The organism is Agrococcus sp. SL85, from assembly GCF_026625845.1.
GTDB lineage: Bacteria > Actinomycetota > Actinomycetes > Actinomycetales > Microbacteriaceae > Agrococcus.
Genome location: NZ_CP113066.1, coordinates 2,134,722 through 2,155,148 on the forward strand (window position 1 = coordinate 2,134,722; position 20,427 = coordinate 2,155,148).

The 20,427-nt window shown below is 73.0% G+C and carries 16 protein-coding genes and 1 pseudogene; 10 read left to right on the plus strand and 7 right to left on the minus strand.

The window, feature by feature from the left end; all coding sequences use genetic code 11:
* Nucleotides 1-17: 17 nt before the first annotated feature.
* Complete coding sequence (gene glnA, locus OVA14_RS10630; RefSeq protein WP_267503845.1) at nt 18-1,442, minus strand: type I glutamate--ammonia ligase; 1,425 nt, start codon at nt 1,440-1,442, stop codon at nt 18-20.
* A 98-nt stretch (nt 1,443-1,540) separates the two neighbouring features.
* A complete protein-coding gene (locus OVA14_RS10635; protein ID WP_267503846.1) occupies nt 1,541-2,230 on the minus strand; it encodes a DUF4191 domain-containing protein in 690 nt (229 codons plus the stop codon).
* A 260-nt stretch (nt 2,231-2,490) separates the two neighbouring features.
* Here OVA14_RS10635 and OVA14_RS10640 point away from each other — a divergent pair, with 260 nt between their 5' ends.
* The 3 genes from OVA14_RS10640 to OVA14_RS10650 are packed head-to-tail and all read left to right on the plus strand — an operon-like array spanning nt 2,491 to nt 3,723.
* Nucleotides 2,491-2,634: a hypothetical protein gene (locus tag OVA14_RS10640; RefSeq protein ID WP_267503847.1), complete on the plus strand. Its 144-nt coding sequence runs from the start codon at nt 2,491-2,493 to the stop codon at nt 2,632-2,634.
* Nucleotides 2,631-3,566 (plus strand): hypothetical protein, encoded by a 936-nt coding sequence (locus OVA14_RS10645; protein WP_267503848.1) that lies wholly within the window; start codon nt 2,631-2,633, stop codon nt 3,564-3,566. The genes OVA14_RS10640 and OVA14_RS10645 overlap by 4 nt, the downstream gene beginning before the upstream one ends.
* 13 nt (nt 3,567-3,579) lie before the next feature.
* A complete protein-coding gene (locus tag OVA14_RS10650; protein ID WP_267503849.1) occupies nt 3,580-3,723 on the plus strand; it encodes a hypothetical protein in 144 nt (47 codons plus the stop codon).
* On the opposite strand, the gene sucB is transcribed toward OVA14_RS10650, so the two are convergent.
* The 3 genes from sucB to OVA14_RS10665 all read right to left on the minus strand — a co-directional run bounded on the left by sucB (nt 3,720) and on the right by OVA14_RS10665 (nt 8,539).
* Nucleotides 3,720-5,537 (minus strand): 2-oxoglutarate dehydrogenase, E2 component, dihydrolipoamide succinyltransferase, encoded by a 1,818-nt coding sequence (gene sucB, locus OVA14_RS10655; RefSeq protein WP_267503850.1) that lies wholly within the window; start codon nt 5,535-5,537, stop codon nt 3,720-3,722. The genes OVA14_RS10650 and sucB overlap by 4 nt on opposite strands.
* A 22-nt stretch (nt 5,538-5,559) precedes the next feature.
* On the minus strand, nt 5,560-6,933 hold the full coding sequence (gene lpdA, locus OVA14_RS10660; RefSeq protein WP_267503851.1) for a dihydrolipoyl dehydrogenase: 1,374 nt from the start codon (nt 6,931-6,933) through the stop codon (nt 5,560-5,562).
* A 154-nt stretch (nt 6,934-7,087) separates the two neighbouring features.
* Nucleotides 7,088-8,539 carry a leucyl aminopeptidase gene (locus OVA14_RS10665; RefSeq protein ID WP_267503852.1) on the minus strand — a complete coding sequence of 484 codons (1,452 nt, stop codon included), beginning with the start codon at nt 8,537-8,539 and terminating at the stop codon, nt 7,088-7,090.
* Between the two features lie 134 nt (nt 8,540-8,673).
* Between OVA14_RS10665 and OVA14_RS10670 the strand changes: the two genes are divergently transcribed.
* The 6 genes from OVA14_RS10670 (at nt 8,674) to OVA14_RS10695 (ending at nt 15,131) form a co-directional block, all read left to right on the plus strand.
* On the plus strand, nt 8,674-9,594 hold the full coding sequence (locus tag OVA14_RS10670) for a PAC2 family protein (RefSeq protein WP_267503853.1): 921 nt from the start codon (nt 8,674-8,676) through the stop codon (nt 9,592-9,594).
* A 10-nt stretch (nt 9,595-9,604) separates the two neighbouring features.
* On the plus strand, nt 9,605-10,939 hold the full coding sequence (locus OVA14_RS10675; RefSeq protein WP_267503854.1) for an MFS transporter: 1,335 nt from the start codon (nt 9,605-9,607) through the stop codon (nt 10,937-10,939).
* 275 nt (nt 10,940-11,214) lie between these two features.
* Nucleotides 11,215-12,666, plus strand: coding sequence for an RNA polymerase sigma factor (locus OVA14_RS10680; RefSeq protein ID WP_267505568.1), 1,452 nt, complete (start codon nt 11,215-11,217; stop codon nt 12,664-12,666).
* 104 nt (nt 12,667-12,770) lie between these two features.
* Nucleotides 12,771-13,601, plus strand: coding sequence for a transporter substrate-binding domain-containing protein (locus tag OVA14_RS10685; RefSeq protein ID WP_267503855.1), 831 nt, complete (start codon nt 12,771-12,773; stop codon nt 13,599-13,601).
* A gap of 95 nt (nt 13,602-13,696) precedes the next feature.
* Nucleotides 13,697-14,353, plus strand: a complete 657-nt coding sequence (locus OVA14_RS10690) for an amino acid ABC transporter permease (protein WP_267503856.1) — start codon at nt 13,697-13,699, stop codon at nt 14,351-14,353.
* Nucleotides 14,343-15,131, plus strand: a complete 789-nt coding sequence (locus tag OVA14_RS10695) for an amino acid ABC transporter ATP-binding protein (protein WP_324288005.1) — start codon at nt 14,343-14,345, stop codon at nt 15,129-15,131. Before OVA14_RS10690 ends, OVA14_RS10695 begins: the two co-directional genes overlap by 11 nt.
* Nucleotides 15,132-15,205: 74 nt before the next feature.
* Here OVA14_RS10695 and OVA14_RS10700 read toward each other — a convergent pair whose 3' ends face one another.
* On the minus strand, nt 15,206-15,418 hold the full coding sequence (locus tag OVA14_RS10700; protein ID WP_267505570.1) for a DUF7455 domain-containing protein: 213 nt from the start codon (nt 15,416-15,418) through the stop codon (nt 15,206-15,208).
* 252 nt (nt 15,419-15,670) lie between these two features.
* Here OVA14_RS10700 and OVA14_RS10705 point away from each other — a divergent pair, with 252 nt between their 5' ends.
* Nucleotides 15,671-17,749, plus strand: coding sequence for a DNA gyrase/topoisomerase IV subunit B (locus OVA14_RS10705; RefSeq protein ID WP_267503857.1), 2,079 nt, complete (start codon nt 15,671-15,673; stop codon nt 17,747-17,749).
* A gap of 240 nt (nt 17,750-17,989) precedes the next feature.
* Here OVA14_RS10705 and OVA14_RS10710 read toward each other — a convergent pair.
* Nucleotides 17,990-20,423, minus strand: a pseudogene (locus OVA14_RS10710) (DNA gyrase/topoisomerase IV subunit A).
* Between the last annotated feature and the right edge of the window lie 4 nt (nt 20,424-20,427).

Below are 20,427 nucleotides of genomic sequence, written 5' to 3' on the forward strand. Positions count from 1 at the left end.
GTCAGGCGCTCAGCGCATCAGACCCCGTAGTAGAGCTCGAACTCGAACGGGTGCGGACGCTGCGCCATCGGCAGGATCTCGTTCTCGCGCTTGTACGCGATCCACGTCTCGATGAGGTCCTTCGTGAACACGTTGCCCTCGAGGAGGAACTCGTGGTCCTGCTCGAGCGCGACGAGCGCCTCCTCGAGCGTGCCGGGCACCTGCGGGATGCCCTTGGCCTCCTCGGGCGGCAGCTCGTAGAGGTCCTTGTCGACCGGCTCGTGCGGCTCGATGCGGTTCTTGATGCCGTCGAGGCCGGCCATCATCTGCGCAGCGAACGCGAGGTAGGGGTTCGACGAGGCGTCGGGCGCGCGGAACTCGATGCGCTTCGCCTTCGGGTTCGAGCCCGTGATCGGGATGCGGATGGCCGCCGAGCGGTTGCCGGCCGAGTAGACCAGGTTGACCGGCGCCTCGAAGCCCTTCACGAGGCGGTGGTACGAGTTGATCGACGGGTTCGTGAAGGCGAGCACCGCGGGAGCGTGCGCGAGCAGGCCGCCGATGTACCAGCGGGCAGTGTCGGAGAGGTTGCCGTAGCCGTGCTCGTCGAAGAAGAGGGGCTTGCCGTCGAGCCACAGCGACTGGTGCGTGTGCATGCCCGAGCCGTTGTCGCCGAAGAGGGGCTTCGGCATGAAGGTGGCCGTCTTGCCCCACTCCTCTGCCGTGTTCTTGACGATGTACTTGAAGGCGAGGATCTCGTCCGCGGCCTTCACCATCGTGTTGAAGCGGTAGTTGATCTCGGCCTGGCCGCCCGTGCCGACCTCGTGGTGGCTGCGCTCGACCGCGAGGCCGATGGCCTCGAGCTTGAGCACGATGTCGTCGCGGAGATCGGCCTGCTTGTCGACGGGGGAGACGGGGAAGTAGCCGCCCTTGTAGGGCGTCTTGTTGCCGAGGTTGCCGCCCTCCTCGACGCGACCCGAGTTCCAGGCGCCCTCCTCGGAGTCGACGACGTGGAACGACTGGTTCTGCGTCGTCGAGTAGCGCACGTCGTCGAAGACGTAGAACTCGGCCTCGGGCGCGAAGAACGCGGTGTCGGCGATGCCGGTGGAGGCGAGGTACTGCTCGGCCTTGTGCGCCACCTGGCGGGGGTCGCGGTGGTAGATCTCGCCCGTGCGCGGGTTGTAGATGTCGAAGATCATGACGAGCGTCTTGTGCTCGCGGAAGGGGTCGACGTACGCCGTCGTCACGTCGGGGATGAGCTGCATGTCCGACTCGTGGATGTTCGCGAAGCCGCGGATCGACGAGCCGTCGAACAGCTGGCCGACGGTGAAGAACTCCTCGTCGACGGTCGACGCGGGGATGTTGAAGTGCTGCTGCACGCCCGGCAGGTCCGTGAAGCGGATGTCGAGGAACTTCACCTCCTCGTCCTTGATGTAGGCGAGGACCTCGGAGGAATCCTTGAACATGATGCTCCTGACTGGTTGGGGGTAGGCGGATGCCGTGGCATCGACGCTACGCAGGAGCGGTTGCCCTCCGGTGACGCCGATGTTTCGGCGGTGTTACGTCAGCGGGGGCGGCCGGGCCGCACTCGGCGGGGATCGATGCCCTTCGGGATGGGCAGGCTCACCTGGCCGAGCGAGGTGAGGCGGTTGGCCACGGCCATCACCTCGGCCCTCGTGAGCGTGCGCTTCAGGCGCCGCATCGAGCGCGTGAGGCGCCGCAGCTCGAGCTCGGAGTCGGGGCCGATCGCGAGCACGTGCACGGGCACGTTCGGCACGATCCGCTTCACCTTGCGCTGCTCGTCGGCGAGGATGCGCGCGACGCGCTCCCGCGGGCCCTCGGCGATGAGCACGATGCCGGGGCGGCCGACCGCGCGGTAGATCGCGTCCTGCGTCTTGGGGTTGACCGCGACGGGCATCTCGCTCGACGTCCACGAGCCGCGGAGGCCGTTCTTCAGCACGGCGCCGACCGCGCCGGGGCGGCCCTCGATCTGGCCGAAGGCGATCTTCTCGGCGCGGTTCGTGAGCACCATCATCATGAGCATCAGGCCCACGAGCAGGCCCGAGATGATCCACAGCACCAGGAACAGCACGTCGCTGCCGAGCACGATCGGCAGCACGATCGAGAGGACGACGGGGGCGAGGAACGCGAGCAGCATCAGCGGCAGCGCGACCTTGTCGTTCCTGCGGGTCATCTGGAAGATGGACCACATCGTCTTGAGCCTGCCCGGCTCCTTCTCGGTCTCGCGTGCCATGGCGTCCACGATACCGGGGGCGGGGGCCGCCGCTCTCCACACCTCGTCGCCCGATCGGCCCGGGCGGCGCGGACCTCGGGGCATCCTCGCCCGCATGGACGACGCGCGCACCACCATCGCCGGCCATCCCCTCGTGCGGCTGCTGCGGCGCGACGACGAGCGGGAGGTGTGGGTCGCCGCGGCGGAGGACGGCGCGGGCGTCGAGCCTGCACCGCGGGCTCGGGGCGGGCGCCGCGGCGATCGCGCGCGAGGCGGAGGCGGTGGCGGCCGCGGCCCACCCCCATCTCGTGCCCGTGCTCGACCAGGCCGCGGACGGCGGCGCGGTGCTCGTGCTGCCGCTGCTGCCCCGCGACCTCGCGAGCTGGCTCGTGGCGCGCGGTGCCCCGGAGACGGGGAGGCGGTGACGGCTCTCGCGCCCGTCGCGGCGGCGCTCGGCGCCCTGCACGCGGTGGGTGCGGCCGCTCGCGGCATCGCGCTGCAGGACGTGCGGCTCGATGCCGACGGGGCGCCGCTGCTGCTCGCGGCGGGCGCCGCGATCGAGACGAGCGCGCCGACCCGAGCCTGGCGGGATGCGAGCGAGGCCGTGGCGCGCGACGTCGCCGCGTGGCGCGACGTCGCCGAGGCGGTGCTCGACGCCGCGGGCGCCGCCCTGCCGCCTGCCGTCGAGACGGCGCTGGCCGAGCGCGACCTCGCCGCGGCGGGCGAGGCGCTGCTGGAGGCGTGGCCGGCGCTGCCGCTCGCGCTCGAGCCCCCGAGGCGCGCGGTGGAGCTCGACCCGCGCGCGCCGATGCGGCGCCGCGATCGCTCGGCGGCGGAGCGCTCGGCCGGCATCGGGGCGCTGTGGGAGCGCGTCGCGGCGCTGCTCGACCGCGCGCTGGCGCGCGGCGCCGCCCGATCGGTGCGCGAGCCTGCTGCGGGCGCCGGCGCGGGCCGCCCGAGCGGTGCGGCCGCGGTTCTGGATCGCCGCCGGCTCCGCAGCGGTCGCGCTCGCCCTCGCGGGCGGGCTCGCGGCGGCGGCCGACGGCGGCCCGCCTGCGCCCTCGCCACCGGTCGCGGCCTCCGCCGCACCGGCACCGAGCAGCGCTCCGCCCGCACCCCCGCCACCGGCCCCGCTGTCGCCGTCCTCCGAGGCTCCGTCGCCCGCGCCGCCCCAGAGTGCCGCGTCGACGCAGAGCGCCGCGCCGACGCCGACCGACGCCGCGGGGGCCGCCGCGCCGGCAGACCCGGCTGCGGCGACGGAGGCGCTGCTCGCGGAGCGCGAGGCGTGCCTCGACGCGGGCGACGCGGCCTGCCTCGTCGCGCTGCACGATCCGGCCAGCCCGCTGCTGGCGGCTGAGGAGCCCTGGCGCATGCCTGCCGACGGGCGCGCCGAGCCGGTGCAGCGGCTCGGCGAGGCGTGGCTGCTGCGCATCGTCTCGGAGACGGCACCGGCCTCGGTGCTCGTGATGAGCACCGAGGCCGGCTGGGTCCTGCGGGACGCCTGGTCGGACTAGACCTCGAAGGCGCCCGACTCGAGGCGCGCCTTGACCTGGCCCAGGTAGCGGGCCGCGTCCGCGCCGTCGATGATGCGGTGGTCGTACGACAGGGCGAGGTAGACCATCGAGCGGATCGCGATCGAGTCCTGGCCGTCGACCGAGACCACCACGGCGCGCTTCACGACCGAGCCCACGCCGAGGATGGCGCGCTGCGGCTGGAACACCACCGGGGTGTCGAACAGCGCGCCGCGCGAGCCCGTGTTCGTCAGCGTGAAGGTGCCGCCGGCGAGCTCGTCGGGGCTCAGCTTGTTGTCGCGCGTGCGCTGGGCGAGATCGGCGATCTCGGCCGTCAGCTCGCGGATGCTCTTCGAGCCCGCGTCGCGGATCACCGGCGTGAGCAGTCCGCGCTCGGTGTCGACCGCCATCGAGAGGTTCTCGACCTCGGGGTAGGTGATCTGCTCGCCGTCGTCCGTCGAGTTGATGATCGGGTGCGACTTGAGCGCCTCGACCGCCGCCTGCGTGAAGAACGGCAGGAAGGTGAGCTTGTTGCCCGTCTCCTGCTGGAACGCCGCCTTCTTGGCCTCGCGGAGCTGCGCGACCTTCGTCACGTCGACCTCCACGACCGTCGTGAGCTGCGCGAGCTGCTGCATCGACTCGACGGCGCGCTTCGCGACGACCTTGCGCAGTCGCGTGAGCGGTGCCGAGGTGCCGCGGAGCTCCGAGACCTCGGCCTCGACCGGCGCGGGTGCAGCCGCCGACGACGCGGGAGCGGCCTTCGCCGCGGCGAGGACGTCCTCCTTGCGGATGCGGCCGCCGACGCCCGTGCCGGTCACCGACGCGAGGTCGACGCCCTGCTCGTTGGCCAGCTTGCGCACGATCGGCGTCACGTAGACCGAGCCGCCCGACTGGGGCGCCGCGGCAGCGGGCTTCGCCGGGGCGGCAGCGGACTTCGCCGCAGGCTCGGCCGGCTTCGCGGGCGCCGCAGGCGCGGGCTTCGCGGGTGCGGCGGCGGGCTTCGCAGGCGCCGCCGGGGCGGAAGCCTGCTCGGGCTCCGGGGCCTTCGCGGGCTCCGGCTGCTCGGTGGAGGGCTGGGCGGGCGCGTCCTGCTCGGCCGGCGCGGCGTCCTGCTCCTGGGCGCTGCCCTCGGAGGCCGCGGGCTCGTCGGCGGCGGGCGCCTGCTCGGCCGGCGCTGCGCCGGCCTCGCCGACGCGCGCGATGATCGCGCCCACCTCGACGGTCTCGTCCTCGGCCGCGAGGATCTCGGTGATCGTGCCTGCGACGGGCGAGGGCACCTCGGTGTCGACCTTGTCGGTCGACACCTCGACGATGGCCTCGTCGACGGCGACCTCGTCGCCGACCTGCTTCAGCCAGCGCGTGATCGTGCCCTCCGTGACCGACTCGCCGAGCGCGGGGAGCGCGATCTCGGCGCCGCCGCCCGCGGCCGGCTTGGCCTCGGCCTGGGGCGCGGGCGCCTCCTCGGCGGCGGGCTCGGCCGGAGCCTCCTCGGCCGGTGCCTCGTCAGCGGGTGCCTCCTCAGCGGGCGCCTCCGCAGCGGGCTCCTGCTCCTCGGCAGGGGCGTCGCCCTCGGGCGCGTCGCCCGCGTCGCCGACGCGCGCGATGACGGCGCCGACCTCGACGGTGTCGTCCTCGCCCGCGAGGATCTCGGTGATCGTGCCCGCGACGGGCGAGGGCACCTCGGTGTCGACCTTGTCGGTCGAGACCTCGACGATGGCCTCGTCGACGGCGACCTCGTCGCCGACCTGCTTCAGCCAGCGGGTGATCGTGCCCTCGGTGACGCTCTCGCCCAGGGCGGGGAGCTGGATGTCGGTCATTGCGTGTCTCCTGTGGCTTCGATCAGATGGCGTGGAGCGGGGTGCCGGCGAGCTTGAGGTGCGTCTCGCCGAGCGACTCGTTCTGCGTCGGGTGCGCGTGGATGAGGTGCGCGACGTCCTCCGGGTAGGCCTCCCAGTTGACGATGAGCTGCGCCTCGCCGACGAGCTCGCCCACGCGGCGGCCGATCATGTGGATGCCGACGACGGGGCCGTCCTTGACGCGCACCGCCTTGACCGAGCCGGTCGTGCCGACGATCTCGCTCTTGGCGTTGCCGCCGAGGGAGTACTCGTACGACTCGATCGCGTCGGCGCCGAACTGCTCCTTGGCCTTCGCCTCCGTGTAGCCGACCGATGCGACCTCGGGGTCGGAGTAGGTGACCTTGGGGATGTTGATGTCCTCGACCATGCGCGGCTCGAGGCCCGCGATCTGCTCGGCCACGAAGATGCCCTGCTGGTAGCCGCGGTGCGCGAGCTGCAGGCCCGGGACGATGTCGCCGACGGCGTAGACGCCGGGCACCGAGGTCTGGAGGGTCTCGTCGACCGTGACGAAGCCGCGGTCGAGCTGCACGCCGACCTCCTCGTAGCCGAGCCCGGCCGTCACGGGGCCGCGGCCGACGGCCACGAGCAGCAGGTCGGCGTCGATCGTCTCGCCGGTCTCGAGCGAGACGTGCACGCCCGACTCGTCCTGCGTGACGCCCGAGAAGCGGGCGCCGAGCTTGAACTGGATGCCGCGCTTCTTGTAGGCGCGCTCGAACTGCTTCGAGACCGACTCCTCCTCGTTCGGGACGAGGTGGGGGAGGCCCTCGATGATCGTCACCTCGGTGCCGAACGAGCGCCAGACGCTCGCGAACTCGACGCCGATGACGCCGCCACCGAGGATGGCGACGCGCTCCGGGATCCAGTCGAGCTTCAGCGCCTGCTCGCTCGTGATGACGTTGCCGGTGATCTCCAGGCCCGGGAGCGACTTCGCGTAGGAGCCCGAGGCGAGCACGATGCTCTTGCCGGTGAGCGTCTGGTCGCCGACCGTGACGGTCGTGGGGGAGGCGAGCTTGCCCTCGCCGGCGACGACGGTGATGCCCTTCGCCTTGATGAGGCCCTCGAGGCCCTTGAACTTCTTCGCGATGATGCCCTCGCGGAAGGCCGTGACGCGCTCGATGTCGATGCCCTTGAGCTCGGCGTCCACGCCGGCCTCGCCGGACTCGCGCACGACGTCGGCGACCTCGGCCGAGTGCAGCATCGCCTTCGTCGGCACGCAGCCCCGGTGGAGGCAGGTGCCGCCGAGCTTGTCCTTCTCGACGATCGCGACGGTCTTGCCGAGCTGCACGGCGCGCAGCGCGACGGCGTAGCCCGCGCTGCCTCCGCCCAGGACGACGATGTCAAAGCTCTGATCGGACACGCACTCGCTCCTTCTGAGTCCCGTTGCCGAACCGGTGGGCACGGCTGTGCACGGCGAAGCGCTGCCGGTGCGGAGCCCTCGCCTGTGCCCAGCCTATCCCGATGCGGCTGACCGCCCGGGGACGCGGCGGCGCGTTCGCCGACGGCGTCGGGCGCTACTGCGCGGTGCCGCGCGCCATGCCCGCGACCGCGCGGAGCACGCCGCGCACGGCAGCGCCCGTGGCGCCGGAGGGCGTGTGGCCGTGCGGCGCGCCCGTGTTCATCGAGGGGCCCGCGATGTCGACGTGCGCCCACGGGATGGGGGAGCCGTCGCGCTCGCCGACGAAGTGCTCGAGGAACGCCGCCGCGAGCAGCATGCCGCCCGAGCGGTTGCCGACCTTCGCGTTCATGAGGTCGGCGACCTGGCTGTCGAGCATGGGCCGCATCTCCTCGGGGATGGGCATGGGCCAGGCGTGCTCGCCGGCCTCCGTGCAGGCGGCGACGACGCGCTCGACGAGCGCCTCGTCGTTGCCCATGACGCCCGAGACGCGGTCGCCGAGCGCGACGACCTGCGCGCCGGTGAGCGTGGCGACGTCGATGATCGCGTCGGGCTGCGCCTCGGAGGCCAGCACGAGCGCGTCGGCCATCACGAGGCGGCCCTCGGCGTCGGTGTTCGTGACCTCGACCGTGGTGCCGCCGCGCATCGTGATGACGTCGTCGGGCCGCGTGGAGGTCGAGGAGACCATGTTCTCGGCGAGGCAGAGGTGCGCGGTGACGCGGATGGGCAGCTGCAGCGCGGCCGCGGCGACGGCGACGGCGTAGACGACGGCGGCGCCGGCCATGTCGTACTTCATGTGCTGCATCGAGGCCGCGGGCTTCAGCGAGAGGCCGCCGGAGTCGAAGGTGATGCCCTTGCCCACCAGGACGACGTGCTTCGTCGCGCCCTCGGGCGCGTGCTCGACGGTCACGAGGCGCGGCGGCCGGCTGGAGCCCTGGCCTACGCCGATGAGGCCGCCGAAGCCCTCGCGGCGAAGGCGGTCCTCGTCGCGCACGGTGACCGAGAGGCCGGTGCTCGCGGCCTCGGCGACGACGCGGTCGGCGAAGGCGACGGGGCTCAGGAGGTTCGGAGGGGTGTTGGCGAGGTCGCGCGTGGTCCACACGGCCTGGGCCGCGACCGTCGCGTCCGCGACGAGCGAGCCCGTGACCTCCGCGTCGCCCGCGACGACCGCGATCTCGCAGAGCGCGAGCGGCTCCTGCTGCTTCTGCCCCTCGTAGCGGTAGGCGCCGAGGGCCGCGCCCTCGAGCACCGCGAGCACGTCCTCGCTCGAGGCGACCGGCAGCGCGATCGCGAGCGACGGCACGTCGCGCAGGGCGCGCACCGCGGCGCCCGCCACCTCGCGCAGCCGCACGGCGTCGACGCGGTCGCCGAGCCCGACGAACGCGACCCGGCGGCCGTCGACCACGGCGCGCGCGAGCTGCTCCCGCTTGCCGGTGACGCCCAGATCGGCGAGCAGCTGCGGGTCGAAGCCCGGCGCCTCCGGGGTCTCGCCGGCGAGCACGCCGTGCACCGTGAGCGATGCGGTCGCGTCGTCGGTGCTGGGGATGATGGAGAGCGCAGGGATCGGCATGGGTCACGAGGATACCGGCGCGGGTCGGGGCCGCCTGCACCGCGCGCGGCCGCGCCCGCGAGGCGGGGCGGATGCCCGCGGGCGCCGCTCACCAGGCTGCCGCTCACCAGCCTGCCGCTCACTAGGCTGGGAGCGTGATCGAGCCGAGCGACCTGAGCATGGATCTGGAGGACCTCTCGAGCGTGCCCCGGGGGCTCGACCTCGTCGTGGCGATCCACGGCTTCGTCGACGCGGGCCAGGCGGCCGAGGCCGCGGCGGCCGCGGTGCTCGACACCCTCCCGCACCGCCCGGTCGTCGCCTTCGACACCGACCTGCTCATCGATCACCGCTCGCGCAGGCCCCGCATGCTCTTCAACGAGGATCGCGTCGAGGAGTACCTGCCGCACTCGCTCTCGCTGCTGCTCGTCGAGGACGACGCGGGCGCGCCCTTCCTGCTGCTGACGGGCCCGGAGCCCGACTGGCTGTGGGAGCGCTTCACCGACCGCCTGCTCGAGCTGCTCGACGAGCTCGAGGTCGCCTCGACCACGATCATCACCTCCATCGGCATGCCGGTGCCGCACACGCGGCCGCTCACGACCACGGTGTCGGGCAACCGCGCCGACCTCATCGAGCAGTACTCCGCCTGGCGGCCCGTCTCGTCGGCCCCGGCCTCGGTCATCCACCGCATCGAGCACCGCCTGCACCCGCAGTCGCCGGTCGCGACCTTCACGGTGCTCGTGCCGCACTACGTGGGGGAGTCGGGCTCGGCCGGGCCCGCGCTCACGGCGCTCGAGGGCGTCACGAGCGCGACGGGGCTCGCGTTCCGCACCGAGGAGCTGCGGCAGGCGGATCGCGAGTTCCAGCAGCTCGTCGCGCAGCAGATGGAGACGAACGAGGAGCTGCAGCGCGTCGTCACGACGCTCGAGGCCCGCTACGACGCGTTCATGGCGCAGTCGTCGGTGCGCTCGCCGCTCACCGACGAGGACGGCTCGGTGCCGAGCGCCGACGAGATCGCGGAGGAGCTCGAGCGCTACCTGCGCGAGCGGCGCGGCGGGGACGGCGACCGGCTGCTGTGAGCGCGCGCCGATGAACAGCGCGCGGTCCTGGGTGGTGTGGAGCGTCGCGGCGCTCGCCTACATCGCCGCGATCCTCCACCGCTCCTCGCTCGGCGTCGCGGTGCCGGACGCCGCGGAGCGCTTCGACGTGCAGGCGGGCCTGCTCTCGACGCTCGGCGCCGTGCAGCTCGCCGTCTACGCCGTCATGCAGATCCCCGTGGGCGTGCTGCTCGACCGCTACGGCCCGCGCATCCTCATCGCCGCAGGCGCCGGCACCATGGCCGCGGGCCAGCTCGTCGTCGCGCTCGCGGAGGATCTGCCGGTCGCCGTCGTCGGCCGCGTGCTCGTGGGCCTCGGCGACGCCGCGACCTTCATCTCCGTCATCCGGCTGCAGGCGGGATGGTTCCGCGGCCCGATCGTCGCGCAGATGTCGCAGTGGGTCGCGACCGCCGGGCAGCTCGGGCAGCTGCTCTCGGTGGTGCCCTTCGCCTGGCTGCTGCACCAGGTCGGGTGGACGCTCTCGTTCGGCTCGCTCGCGGTCGTCGGCGTCGTGGCGCTCGTGCTCGTGCTGGTCGTGGTGTTCGACGCCCCCAAGGGCGAGCCGCCGCTCGCGACGGGCTCGATCGAGCTGCCCGAGGGGTGGTGGCCGCGGCTGCGCTCGACCCTGCGCCGCCCCGGCACGCAGCTGGGGCTCTGGACGCACTTCTCGCTGCTCGCGACGCCCAACATGTTCATGCTCTTCTGGGGCTACCCGATGCTCGTCGACGGGCTCGGCTACGACCGCGCCGCTGCGGCCGGCCTGCTCTCGATCACGGTGCTCACGGGCATCGTCGTGGGGCCGATCGTGGGGATCGCGACCGCGCGCTTCCCGCTGCGGCGCTCGAACCTCGTGCTCGGCATCGTCGGGCTGCTGGTCGTCACCTGGTCGGTCGTGCTCGCGTGGCCCGCCGAGCCGCCGCTGTGGCTCCTGGTCGCGCTCGTGGTCGTGCTCGGCATCGCCGGGCCGGGCTCGACGGTCGGCTTCGACTTCGCGCGCACCTTCAACCCCCTCCGCACGCTCGGGGCCGCGAACGGCGTCGTCAACGTCGGCGGCTTCTTCGCGAGCTTCGCGATGCTGCCGGTCGTCGGCCTCCTGCTCGACCTCGTGCAGCACGTGCGGCTCGACGCGGGGGAGGACGCGGGGCTCTACGACTGGACGGGCTTCCGCATCGCGCTGAGCGTGCAGCTGCTCGTCCTGGCCCTCGGCGCCGCGATGATCGTGCGCGCGCGGCGCCGCACCCGCGTGCAGCTGCGCGAGGAGGAGGGCATCGAGGTGGGCCCCGTGTGGCGCGCGATCGCCGCGTGGCTGCGACGGCGCCGGGGCTGAGGCCTGCGGCGAGGTCCGAGCCGATCGCTGCGGCGAGGTCGCGGCGCAGGCCGTTCGCGACCGGCGCGCCGCGCGCGACGCGCCGGTCCGGTCCCTGGACGCGGGCCGGGAATGCGTATGCCACACGAGGCGCTACACTGTCAAGACCGACCCAGTCGAGACCGCGCCCCGGCGCAGGACTTGACATGGGTCATTCGACTGCCCTGAGATCGCCCCGCGATCCCGAGGAGCCCGTGAGCACCAGCACGCAGGCGCCCGACCCGACCGGAGGACCCATGCCAGCCAAGGAGACCACCACGGCCGCGCGCCGCGCCTCGGCGACGTCCGACGCCGCGGAGACCGCGACGAAGGCTGCCCCGAAGTCGGCCGCGTCGTCGACGAAGACGACCGCGGCGAAGACGACCGGAGCCAAGACGACCGGAGCCAAGACGACCGCTGCGAAGACGACGGCGACGAAGACCGCTGCCGCGAAGACGACCACCGCGAAGACGACGGCCGCGAAGACCACCGCTGCGAAGGCCGCGGCGCCCAAGGCGGCCGCGAAGACGACCGCCACGAAGGCGAAGGCGACGCGCGCCAAGGCCGCGGCGAAGGACGAGGACGAGGACGGCGTGACCGCCGCCCCCGCCGCGAAGCCCGCGCGCGGCGGCCGGAAGAAGGCGCCGGACCCCGTCGACGAGGCCCAGGCCGACGAGTCGGTCGAGGTCGAGGAGGAGCAGGACGAGGAGGAGAAGGTCCACGTCGAGAAGCTCCCCACGGGAGCCCTCCGCCTCTCCGGCGACGACGACGAGCCCGCGCCGACGCAGATCACGGGCGCCACGGCCGACCCGGTCAAGGACTACCTGAAGCAGATCGGCAAGGTCGCGCTCCTCAACGCCGAGCAGGAGGTCGACCTCGCCATGCGCATCGAGGCGGGCCTGTTCGCCGAGGAGCGCCTCTCGCTCGAGGGCGACGACCTCGACTGGCAGCTGAAGCGCGACCTCACGCGCATCGCCCGCGACGGCCAGCGCGCGAAGTCGCACCTGCTGGGCGCGAACCTCCGCCTCGTCGTCTCGCTCGCGAAGCGCTACACGGGTCGCGGCATGCAGTTCCTGGACCTCATCCAGGAGGGCAACCTCGGCCTCATCCGCGCGGTCGAGAAGTTCGACTACACCAAGGGCTTCAAGTTCTCGACCTACGCGACGTGGTGGATCCGCCAGGCCATCACCCGCGCCATGGCCGACCAGGCCCGCACGATCCGCATCCCCGTGCACATGGTCGAGGTCATCAACAAGCTCGCGCGCGTGCAGCGCCAGATGCTGCAGGACCTCGGCCGCGAGCCGAGCCCGGAGGAGCTGGCCCGCGAGCTCGACATGACCCCCGAGAAGGTCATCGAGGTGCAGAAGTACGGCCGCGAGCCGATCTCGCTGCACACGCCGCTCGGCGAGGACGGCGACAGCGAGTTCGGCGACCTCATCGAGGACACCGAGGCGGTCGTGCCGGCCGACGCGGTGGGCTTCACGATGCTGCAGCGCCAGCTCGAGTCGCTGCTCGACTCGCTCTCGGAGCGCGAGGCGGGCGTCATCCGCATGCGCTTCGGCCTCGGCGACGGCATGCCCAAGACGCTCGACCAGATCGGCGACACCTTCGGCGTGACGCGCGAGCGCATCCGCCAGATCGAGTCGAAGACGATGGCCAAGCTGCGGCACCCCTCGCGCTCGCAGCAGCTGCGCGACTACCTCGAGTGATCGACGCCTGATCCACGTCACGGATCGCCACGAGGCCGCCCGGGAATCTCCGGGCGGCCTCGTGACGTTCTAGGATGTGTCTATACCCCCAAGAAGGAGTGCTCATGCCTCGCGCCCGCACGCGTCTGTCCCGCATCGCCCCCGTCGCCGCCGTCGCGGCCGCGTCGATCGCCCTCGCCGGCTGCTCGTCGGCCGCCGACCCCGCGCCGACCGAGAGCGCCGCGGGCCTGACGCTCGCCGAGGTGCAGGAGGCGGGCACGCTCGTCGTCGGCACCGAGGGCACGTACTCGCCCTTCTCGTTCCACGAGGACGGCGCGGGCGAGCTGACCGGCTACGACGTCGACGTCATCACGGCGGTCGCCGAGGAGCTCGGGGTCGAGGTGGAGTTCCAGGAGACCCAGTGGGACGCGCTCTTCGCGGCCCTCGACTCGGGCCGCATCGACGTCATCGCCAACCAGGTCTCGATCACGCCCGAGCGCCTGGAGCGCTACGCGTTCTCGACGCCGTACACGTACTCGCCGGGCGTGCTCGTCGTGGCCGAGGACAGCGACATCCAGTCGTTCGACGACCTCCAGGGCCGCACGAGCGCGCAGTCGCTCACGAGCAACTGGGCGACCGTCGCGACCGACGCGGGCGCCCAGGTCGAGGAGGTCGAGGGCTTCGCGCAGGCCGCCGAGCTGCTCGCCGCCGGCCGCGTCGACGCGACCGTCAACGACCGCCTGACCTTCCTCGACTACGAGCAGTCGCAGGGCGGCCAGACGGGTCTCCGGGTCGCCGCCGAGACCGACGACACGAGCGAGAACGCGCTCGCCTTCCGCGGCGGCAGCGACGACCTCGTCGCGGCCGTCGACGAGGCGCTCGCTGCGCTCGCGGCCGATGGCACGCTCGCCGAGATCTCGGCGCAGTACTTCGGCGAGGACGTCTCGCAGCCGTGACGGACGCCACCGCACGCGCGGCCCGGGCAGCAGCCCGGGCCGCGTCGGCGTGCGCGCTCGGGCGCGCAGCGGTCGGACTGGCCTAGGGTCGACAGGTGGACTGGGACCTCGTCGCGTCGTCGATCGGCCCGATCGTGCTGGGCGCCATCCAGGGCACGATCCCGCTGACCGCGGCCTCGTTCGCGCTCGGCCTCGCGATCGCCGTGCTGCTCGCGCTCGCGCGCATCTCCGGCGTCGCCGTGCTCTCGGGCATCGCGCGCGCCTACATCTCGATCATCCGCGGCACGCCGCTGCTCGTGCAGCTCTTCGTGATCTTCTACGGCATGCCTCAGATCGGCATCACGCTCGATCCGTGGCCGAGCGCGATCATCGTGCTCTCGATGAACGTCGGCGGCTACGCGGCCGAGATCATCCGCGCCTCGATCCTGTCGATCCCGCGAGGCCAGTGGGAGGCCGCGGCGATGATCGGCATGCCGCGCGGCCAGGCGCTCGTGCGCATCGTGCTGCCGCAGGCGGCGCGGGTGTCGGTGCCGCCGCTGTCGAACACGCTCATCTCGCTCGTGAAGGACTCGTCGCTCTGCTCGCTGATCCTCGTGACCGAGCTCTTCCGCGTCGCGCAGCGCATCGCCGCCCCGAGCGGCGAGTTCCTGCTGCTCTACGCGATCGCCGGCGCCGTCTACTGGGTGATCTGCCTCGTCCTGGCGTTCGGCCAGGACCGCCTCGAGGGGAGGCTCGACCGCTATGCCGTCTGACCAGCCCGGCACCGCCGCCGAGGGCCCGCTGCTCTCCGCGCGCGGCCTGCACAAGTCGTTCGGCGACAACCACGTCCTGCGCGGCGTCGACCTCGAGATCGACGCGGGCACCGTGCACGCGCTCATCGGACCGTCCGGCTCCGGCAAGACGACGGTGCTGCGCTCGCTCAACGGGCTCGAGACGCCGGACGCCGGCTCGCTCCGCATCGGCGACCTGTCCCTCGACTTCGCGCGGCCGCCCGGCCGCCGCGATCGCGCGGCGCTGCACCGCGCCTCCGCGATGGTCTTCCAGCAGCACCACCTCTTCCCGCACCTGACGGTGCTCGGCAACGCCACGATCGGCCCGATCCGCGTGCAGGGCCGCGCGAAGGAGGAGGCGACCGAGGCGGCGCTCGCGCTGCTCGACCGCGTGGGGCTGCGCGAGAAGGCCGACGCCTACCCGTCGTCGCTCTCGGGCGGCCAGCAGCAGCGCGTGGGCATCGTGCGCGCGCTCGCGCTGCAGCCCGCGATGCTGCTGTTCGACGAGCCGACCTCGTCGCTCGATCCCGAGCTCGTGGGGGAGGTGCTCGCCGTCATGAGCGAGCTCGCGGCCGACGGCTGGACGATGGCGGTCGTGACGCACGAGCTGGGGTTCGCGCGCGAGGTCGCCGATCAGGTGTCGTTCTTCGACGGCGGCATCGTCGTCGAGCGCGGCACCCCCGAGCAGGTCTTCGAGGCCCCGCAGCACGAGCGCACGCAGCGCTTCCTGCAGCGGATGCGCGGTCCCTTCGGCGGCTGACGCCGCACGCCCCGCACGCGACGAGGCCCGCCCCGGATGGGGGCGGGCCTCGTGAGCGTCAGGGGGAGACGGGCTCAGCGCTCGTGGAGCTTCGCCGTCTCGTCGTGCCACACGGTCGCGACCGGCTCGAGGGCGTCGCGGTGCTTGGCGGCGTGGTGCGCGCAGAAGAGCAGCGTGCCGCTCGCCATGGTCGCGCGGACGTACGCCTGGGCACCGCAGCTGTCGCAGCGGTCGAGACCGGTGAGCGGGGCTCGAGCCTCGTCCACCTCGAGCGTCGGGGTCTGGATGTCGTTCACAGGGCCCTCCTCTGATTCGTCCTGACCACCAGTCTCCCATGCGGGCGCCCCGGGAGGGCCCAAGGTCGACCCAGGTTCGCCAGCGGCAGAACGCGGCTGCCGCGCCGCGCGCCCTGCCCTGCTGCGGGTCCGGCCGGGCCTAGGCTGGCCTGCGGCGCGCCGCACCGAGCGGTCCCGAGCGGGGGCCGGGCGCACGACGGGCGCCGGCAGGGAGCGCGCGGCGCGCGCAGCGAAGGGGGACCGGTGGCATCCGCGGCATCCGACTACTCGGCGAGGCACCTGACGGTCCTCGAGGGCCTCGAGGCCGTGCGCAAGCGCCCCGGCATGTACATCGGCTCGACCGACTCGCGCGGCCTCATGCACTGCCTGTGGGAGATCATCGACAACTCGGTCGACGAGGCGCTCGCCGGGCACGGCCGCGAGATCTCGGTGATCCTGCACGCCGACAGCTCGGTGGAGGTGCGCGACCGCGCCCGCGGCCTGCCCATCGACGTCGAGCCCCGCACGGGGCTCACAGGCGTCGAGGTGATCTTCACGAAGCTGCACGCGGGCGGCAAGTTCGGCGGGGGCGCCTACGGCTCCTCCGGCGGCCTGCACGGCGTCGGCGCCTCGGTCGTGAACGCCCTCTCGGAGCGCCTCGACGTCGAGGTCGACCGCGACGGCGCCACCTGGGCGATGAGCTTCCACCGCGGCGAGCCTGGCGAGTTCCTCGACGCCGACGGCCCCGACCCGAAGGCCACGTTCGTGCCGTTCGTGGATGCGTCCCGGCTGCGGAAGGTCGGGCGTGTCGCGAAGGCGACCACGGGCACGCGCGTGCGCTACTGGGCCGATCCGCAGATCTTCACGAAGGACGCCGCGTTCCTCGCCGACGAGCTCGCGCGCCGCGCGCGCCAGACCGCCTTCCTCGTGCCGGGGCTCGGCATCGAGATCGTCGACGAGCGCGGCGACGAGCGCACGGTGCAGGAGTTCCGCTACGACGGCGGCATCTCGGAGTTCGCCGAGTACCTCGCGCCCGACGCCGCGATCGCCGGCACCTGGCGCCTCACGGGCGAGGGCGGCTTCACCGAGACCATCCCGGTGCTCGACGAGCAGGGCCACATGGTCAGCCGCGAGGTGGAGCGCATCTGCGAGGTCGACGTGGCCCTGCGCTGGGGCACCGGCTACGACACGACGGTGCAGTCCTTCGTCAACATCATCGCGACGCCCAAGGGCGGCACGCACCTGGCTGGCTTCGAGCAGTCGCTGCTGAAGCTCATCCGCGAGCAGGTGGCCGCGAACGCGCGCAAGCTCAAGGCCGGCAGCGACCGGGTCGAGAAGGACGATGCGCTCGCGGGCCTCACCGCCGTGGTCACCGTGCGCCTGCCGGAGCCGCAGTTCGAGGGCCAGACGAAGGAGGTGCTCGGCACCCCCGCGGTGCGCCAGATCGTCGCGCAGGTGGTCGCGCGCGAGCTGGGCGCGATCCTCACGTCCACGAAGCGCGACGAGAAGGCGCAGGCAGCGCAGCTGCTCGAGAAGGTCGTGAGCGAGATGAAGGCGCGCATCTCGGCGCGCTCGCTCAAGGAGACCGCGCGGCGGAAGACCGCGCTCGAGTCGTCGTCGCTGCCGACCAAGCTCGTCGACTGCCGCTCGAACGACGTCGCGCAGACTGAGCTCTTCATCGTCGAGGGCGACAGCGCGCTCGGCACCGCCAAGCCCGCGCGCGACAGCGAGTTCCAGGCGCTGCTGCCGATCCGCGGCAAGATCCTCAACGTGCAGAAGGCGTCGATGGCCGACATGCTCGGCAACGCCGAGTGCGCCGCGATCATCCAGTCGATCGGCGCCGGCTCCGGCCGCACCTTCGACCTCGACGCCGCCCGCTACGGCAAGATCATCGTGCTCTCCGACGCCGACGTCGACGGCGCCCACATCCGCACGCTGCTGCTGACGCTCTTCTACCGCTACATGCGGCCGCTCGTGGAGGCCGGTCGCGTCTACGCGGCCGTGCCGCCGCTGCACCGCGTGCAGGTGAAGCACCGCGGCAAGCCGGACGAGTTCATCTACACCTACAGCGACCGCGAGCTGCACGAGACGCTCACGCGCCTCAAGCGATCCGGCAAGAGCTGGGTGGAGCCGCCGCAGCGCTACAAGGGCCTCGGCGAGATGGACGCCGATCAGCTCGCCGAGACGACGATGGACCGCTCGCACCGCACGCTGCGCCGCGTGGGCATCGCCGACGTCGAGCGGGCGAGCGCGGTGTTCGAGCTGCTCATGGGCAACGAGGTCGCCCCGCGCCGCGAGTTCATCGTCACCTCGCAGCCGGATCGCGAGCGCATCGACGTCTGACGCCCGCGGCAGCCGCGGTCTGCCGACGCCGAGCGGTAACTCCCGCCCGCTCGCACTGTCGAGCGGTCGCTCGCGCACCCGAGGGCCGCCGAGCGGTCACTCCCGCCCGATCGCACTGTCGGGCGGTCCCTCGCGCACCCGAGGGCTGCCGAGCGGTCACCGACGGTCGCCGAGCGGCCGACCGGCCAGCCGTTCGTGACCGCTGGCGGCTCGAGCGACCGGTCGGCGACCTGCCGGGCGTCAGCCGCCCAGGCGGCTGCCGATCGCGCCGATCGCGCCGTCGATGGCGACGCCCGAGCCCGTGCGCGGCGCGCCGCCCGGAGGCAAGCTGTCGCTGCGCGCCGTCGGCGCCCACGGCGAGCGGCGCGGGGCCGGCCCAGGCGAGCGAGATGCCCACCTCGCCCTTGAGCAGGCGGTGCGCGGCGACGCCGCCGGTGCCGCGGCCCTTGGCGGGGAACTCCTCGAGCGCCGACACCTTCACGCGCGGCTCGTCGAGGCCCGCGAGCGTCTCGGCGGTCTCGGTGACGGTGACGACCTCGGCGTCCTCGCCGACGACGCCCGCGAAGCGCACGAGCGCGGAGCCCTTGAGGCCGATGCCCTTCATGCCGCCGGCGCCGGGGCCCTGGGGGTTCACGCCGGAGGCCTGGAAGCGCAGCAGCTGGGCGTCGGAGGTGACGAGCACGATCCAGGCCTCGTCGGCCGCCGGTGCGACGCCGATGACGCGGTCGCCGGCCTTCAGCGCGATGAGCGCCTCGCCCTCGCGGTCGCGCAGCTCCGCGGGCTTCACGCGCTTCACGATGCCCTGGGCGGTCGCGACGAGCCACGGCGACTCATCGGCGACGTCGACGATGCCGACGACCTCCTCGCCGCGGCCGAGCTGCACGAGGTCCTTGAGCTTGACGCCGGCGGTCAGGCCGATCGAGGCCGGCGGCACCGAGGGCAGGTCGAGCGGGGTGAGCCGGTGCACGACGCCCGAGGAGGAGACGAGGCCGTAGGCGCCGCGCGTGGTCGTCGTCACCGTGCCGCGGATGGCGTCGTGGCGGCTGCGGCGCGCCGGCACGGGGATGGGCTCCTCGCCGTCGACGCGCACGAGGCGGCCCGTGGCCGAGAGGATCACCGTCGTGGGCGCATCCGCGACCTCCGCCTGCACGGCCGCGGCCTTGCCGCGCGTCGGCGTCGCGCCGCCCTCGGTGAGCGCGGTCCGCCGGGGCGTGCCGAATCGATCGGCGACCTCGTCGAGCTCGTGCGCGACGAGGTCGTGCAGCACCTGCTCGGAGCCGAGGATGCGCTCGAGCTCGGCGATCGCGGCGCGCAGCTCGTCGGCCTCGGCCTCGAGCTCGATGCGCGAGAACCTCGTGAGGCGGCGCAGGCGCAGCTCGAGGATGTACTCGGCCTGCGGCTCGGAGAGGTCGAACACGTCGCGCAGGCGCGTGCGGGCCTGCTCGGCGTCGTCGCTCGAGCGGATGAGCTGGATCACCTCGTCGATGTCGACGATGGCGATGAGGAGGCCCTCGACGAGGTGCAGGCGCTCCTGCTTGCGCGCGAGGCGGTAGGCGGTACGCCGGCGCACGACGCCGACGCGGTGGTCGAGGTAGACGCGCAGCAGGTCCTTCAGGCCCAGCGTCTCCGGCACGCCCTTGACGAGCGCGACCGCGTTGATCGAGAAGCCGTCCTCGAGGGGCGTGTAGCGGTAGAGCAGCTGCAGCACTGCCTCGGGGTCGAAGCCCGTCTTCACCGGGATCACGAGGCGCAGGCCGTGCTTGCGGTCGGTGAGGTCCTGCACGTCGGCGATGCCCTGCAGCTTCTTCGCCTGCACGCCGTCCTTGATCTTCTCGATGATCCGCTCGGGGCCGACGAGGTAGGGCAGCTCGGTGATGACGATCTGCGTCTTGCGGCCCTGGCGCTCGATCGAGGCGCGGGCGCGCGTGCGGAACGAGCCGCGGCCGGTCTCGTAGGCGTCGCGGATGCCGTCGAGGCCCACGATGACGCCGCCGCCCGGCAGGTCCGGCCCGGGGACGTGCCGCATGAGGTCGGCCGTCGTCGCCTGCGGGTGGGCGAGCAGGTGCTTCGCCGCCTGCACGACCTCCACGAGGTTGTGCGGCGCCATGTTCGTGGCCATGCCGACCGCGATGCCGGAGGCCCCGTTCACCAGCAGGCTCGGGTACGAGGCGGGCAGCACGTCCGGCTGCTGGAACTGGTTGTCGTAGTTGGGCACGAAGTCGACGACGTCCTCGTCGAGGCCCTCCGTGAGCGACAGGCCGGCGGCCGCGAGGCGCGCCTCCGTGTAGCGGGGCGCGGCAGGGCCGTCGTCGAGCGAACCGAAGTTGCCGTGGCCGTCGACGAGCGGCAGGCGCAGCGTGAAGTCCTGCGCGAGGCGCACGAGCGCCTCGTAGATGGCGGAGTCGCCGTGCGGGTGCAGCTTGCCCATGACCTCGCCGACGACGCGCGCGCACTTCACGTGGCCGCGGTCGGGGCGCAGGCCCATCTCCGCCATCTGGAAGAGGATGCGGCGCTGCACGGGCTTCAGGCCGTCGCGGGCGTCCGGGAGCGCGCGGGCGTAGATGACGGAGTAGGCGTACTCGAGGAACGAGTCCTGCATCTCGCTCGCGAGATCGATGTCGTCGATGCGCTCGGCGTCGGGCGCGGTGCTGTCGATGGGAGGCGTGGCGTTCATGGGC

Bases quoted from the DNA above. Each gene is read 5' to 3' on its own strand.
- OVA14_RS10665 (WP_267503852.1), bottom strand. From the start codon at position 8,539: ATGCCGATCCCTGCGCTCTCCATCATCCCCAGCACCGACGACGCGACC.
- OVA14_RS10685 (WP_267503855.1), top strand. From the start codon at position 12,771: ATGCCTCGCGCCCGCACGCGTCTGTCCCGCATCGCCCCCGTCGCCGCC.
- OVA14_RS10675 (WP_267503854.1), top strand. From the start codon at position 9,605: ATGAACAGCGCGCGGTCCTGGGTGGTGTGGAGCGTCGCGGCGCTCGCC.
- OVA14_RS10635 (WP_267503846.1), bottom strand. From the start codon at position 2,230: ATGGCACGCGAGACCGAGAAGGAGCCGGGCAGGCTCAAGACGATGTGG.
- glnA (WP_267503845.1), bottom strand. From the start codon at position 1,442: ATGTTCAAGGATTCCTCCGAGGTCCTCGCCTACATCAAGGACGAGGAG.
- OVA14_RS10680 (WP_267505568.1), top strand. From the start codon at position 11,215: ATGCCAGCCAAGGAGACCACCACGGCCGCGCGCCGCGCCTCGGCGACG.
- sucB (WP_267503850.1), bottom strand. From the start codon at position 5,537: ATGACCGACATCCAGCTCCCCGCCCTGGGCGAGAGCGTCACCGAGGGC.
- OVA14_RS10650 (WP_267503849.1), top strand. From the start codon at position 3,580: ATGCCTGCCGACGGGCGCGCCGAGCCGGTGCAGCGGCTCGGCGAGGCG.
- OVA14_RS10695 (WP_324288005.1), top strand. From the start codon at position 14,343: ATGCCGTCTGACCAGCCCGGCACCGCCGCCGAGGGCCCGCTGCTCTCC.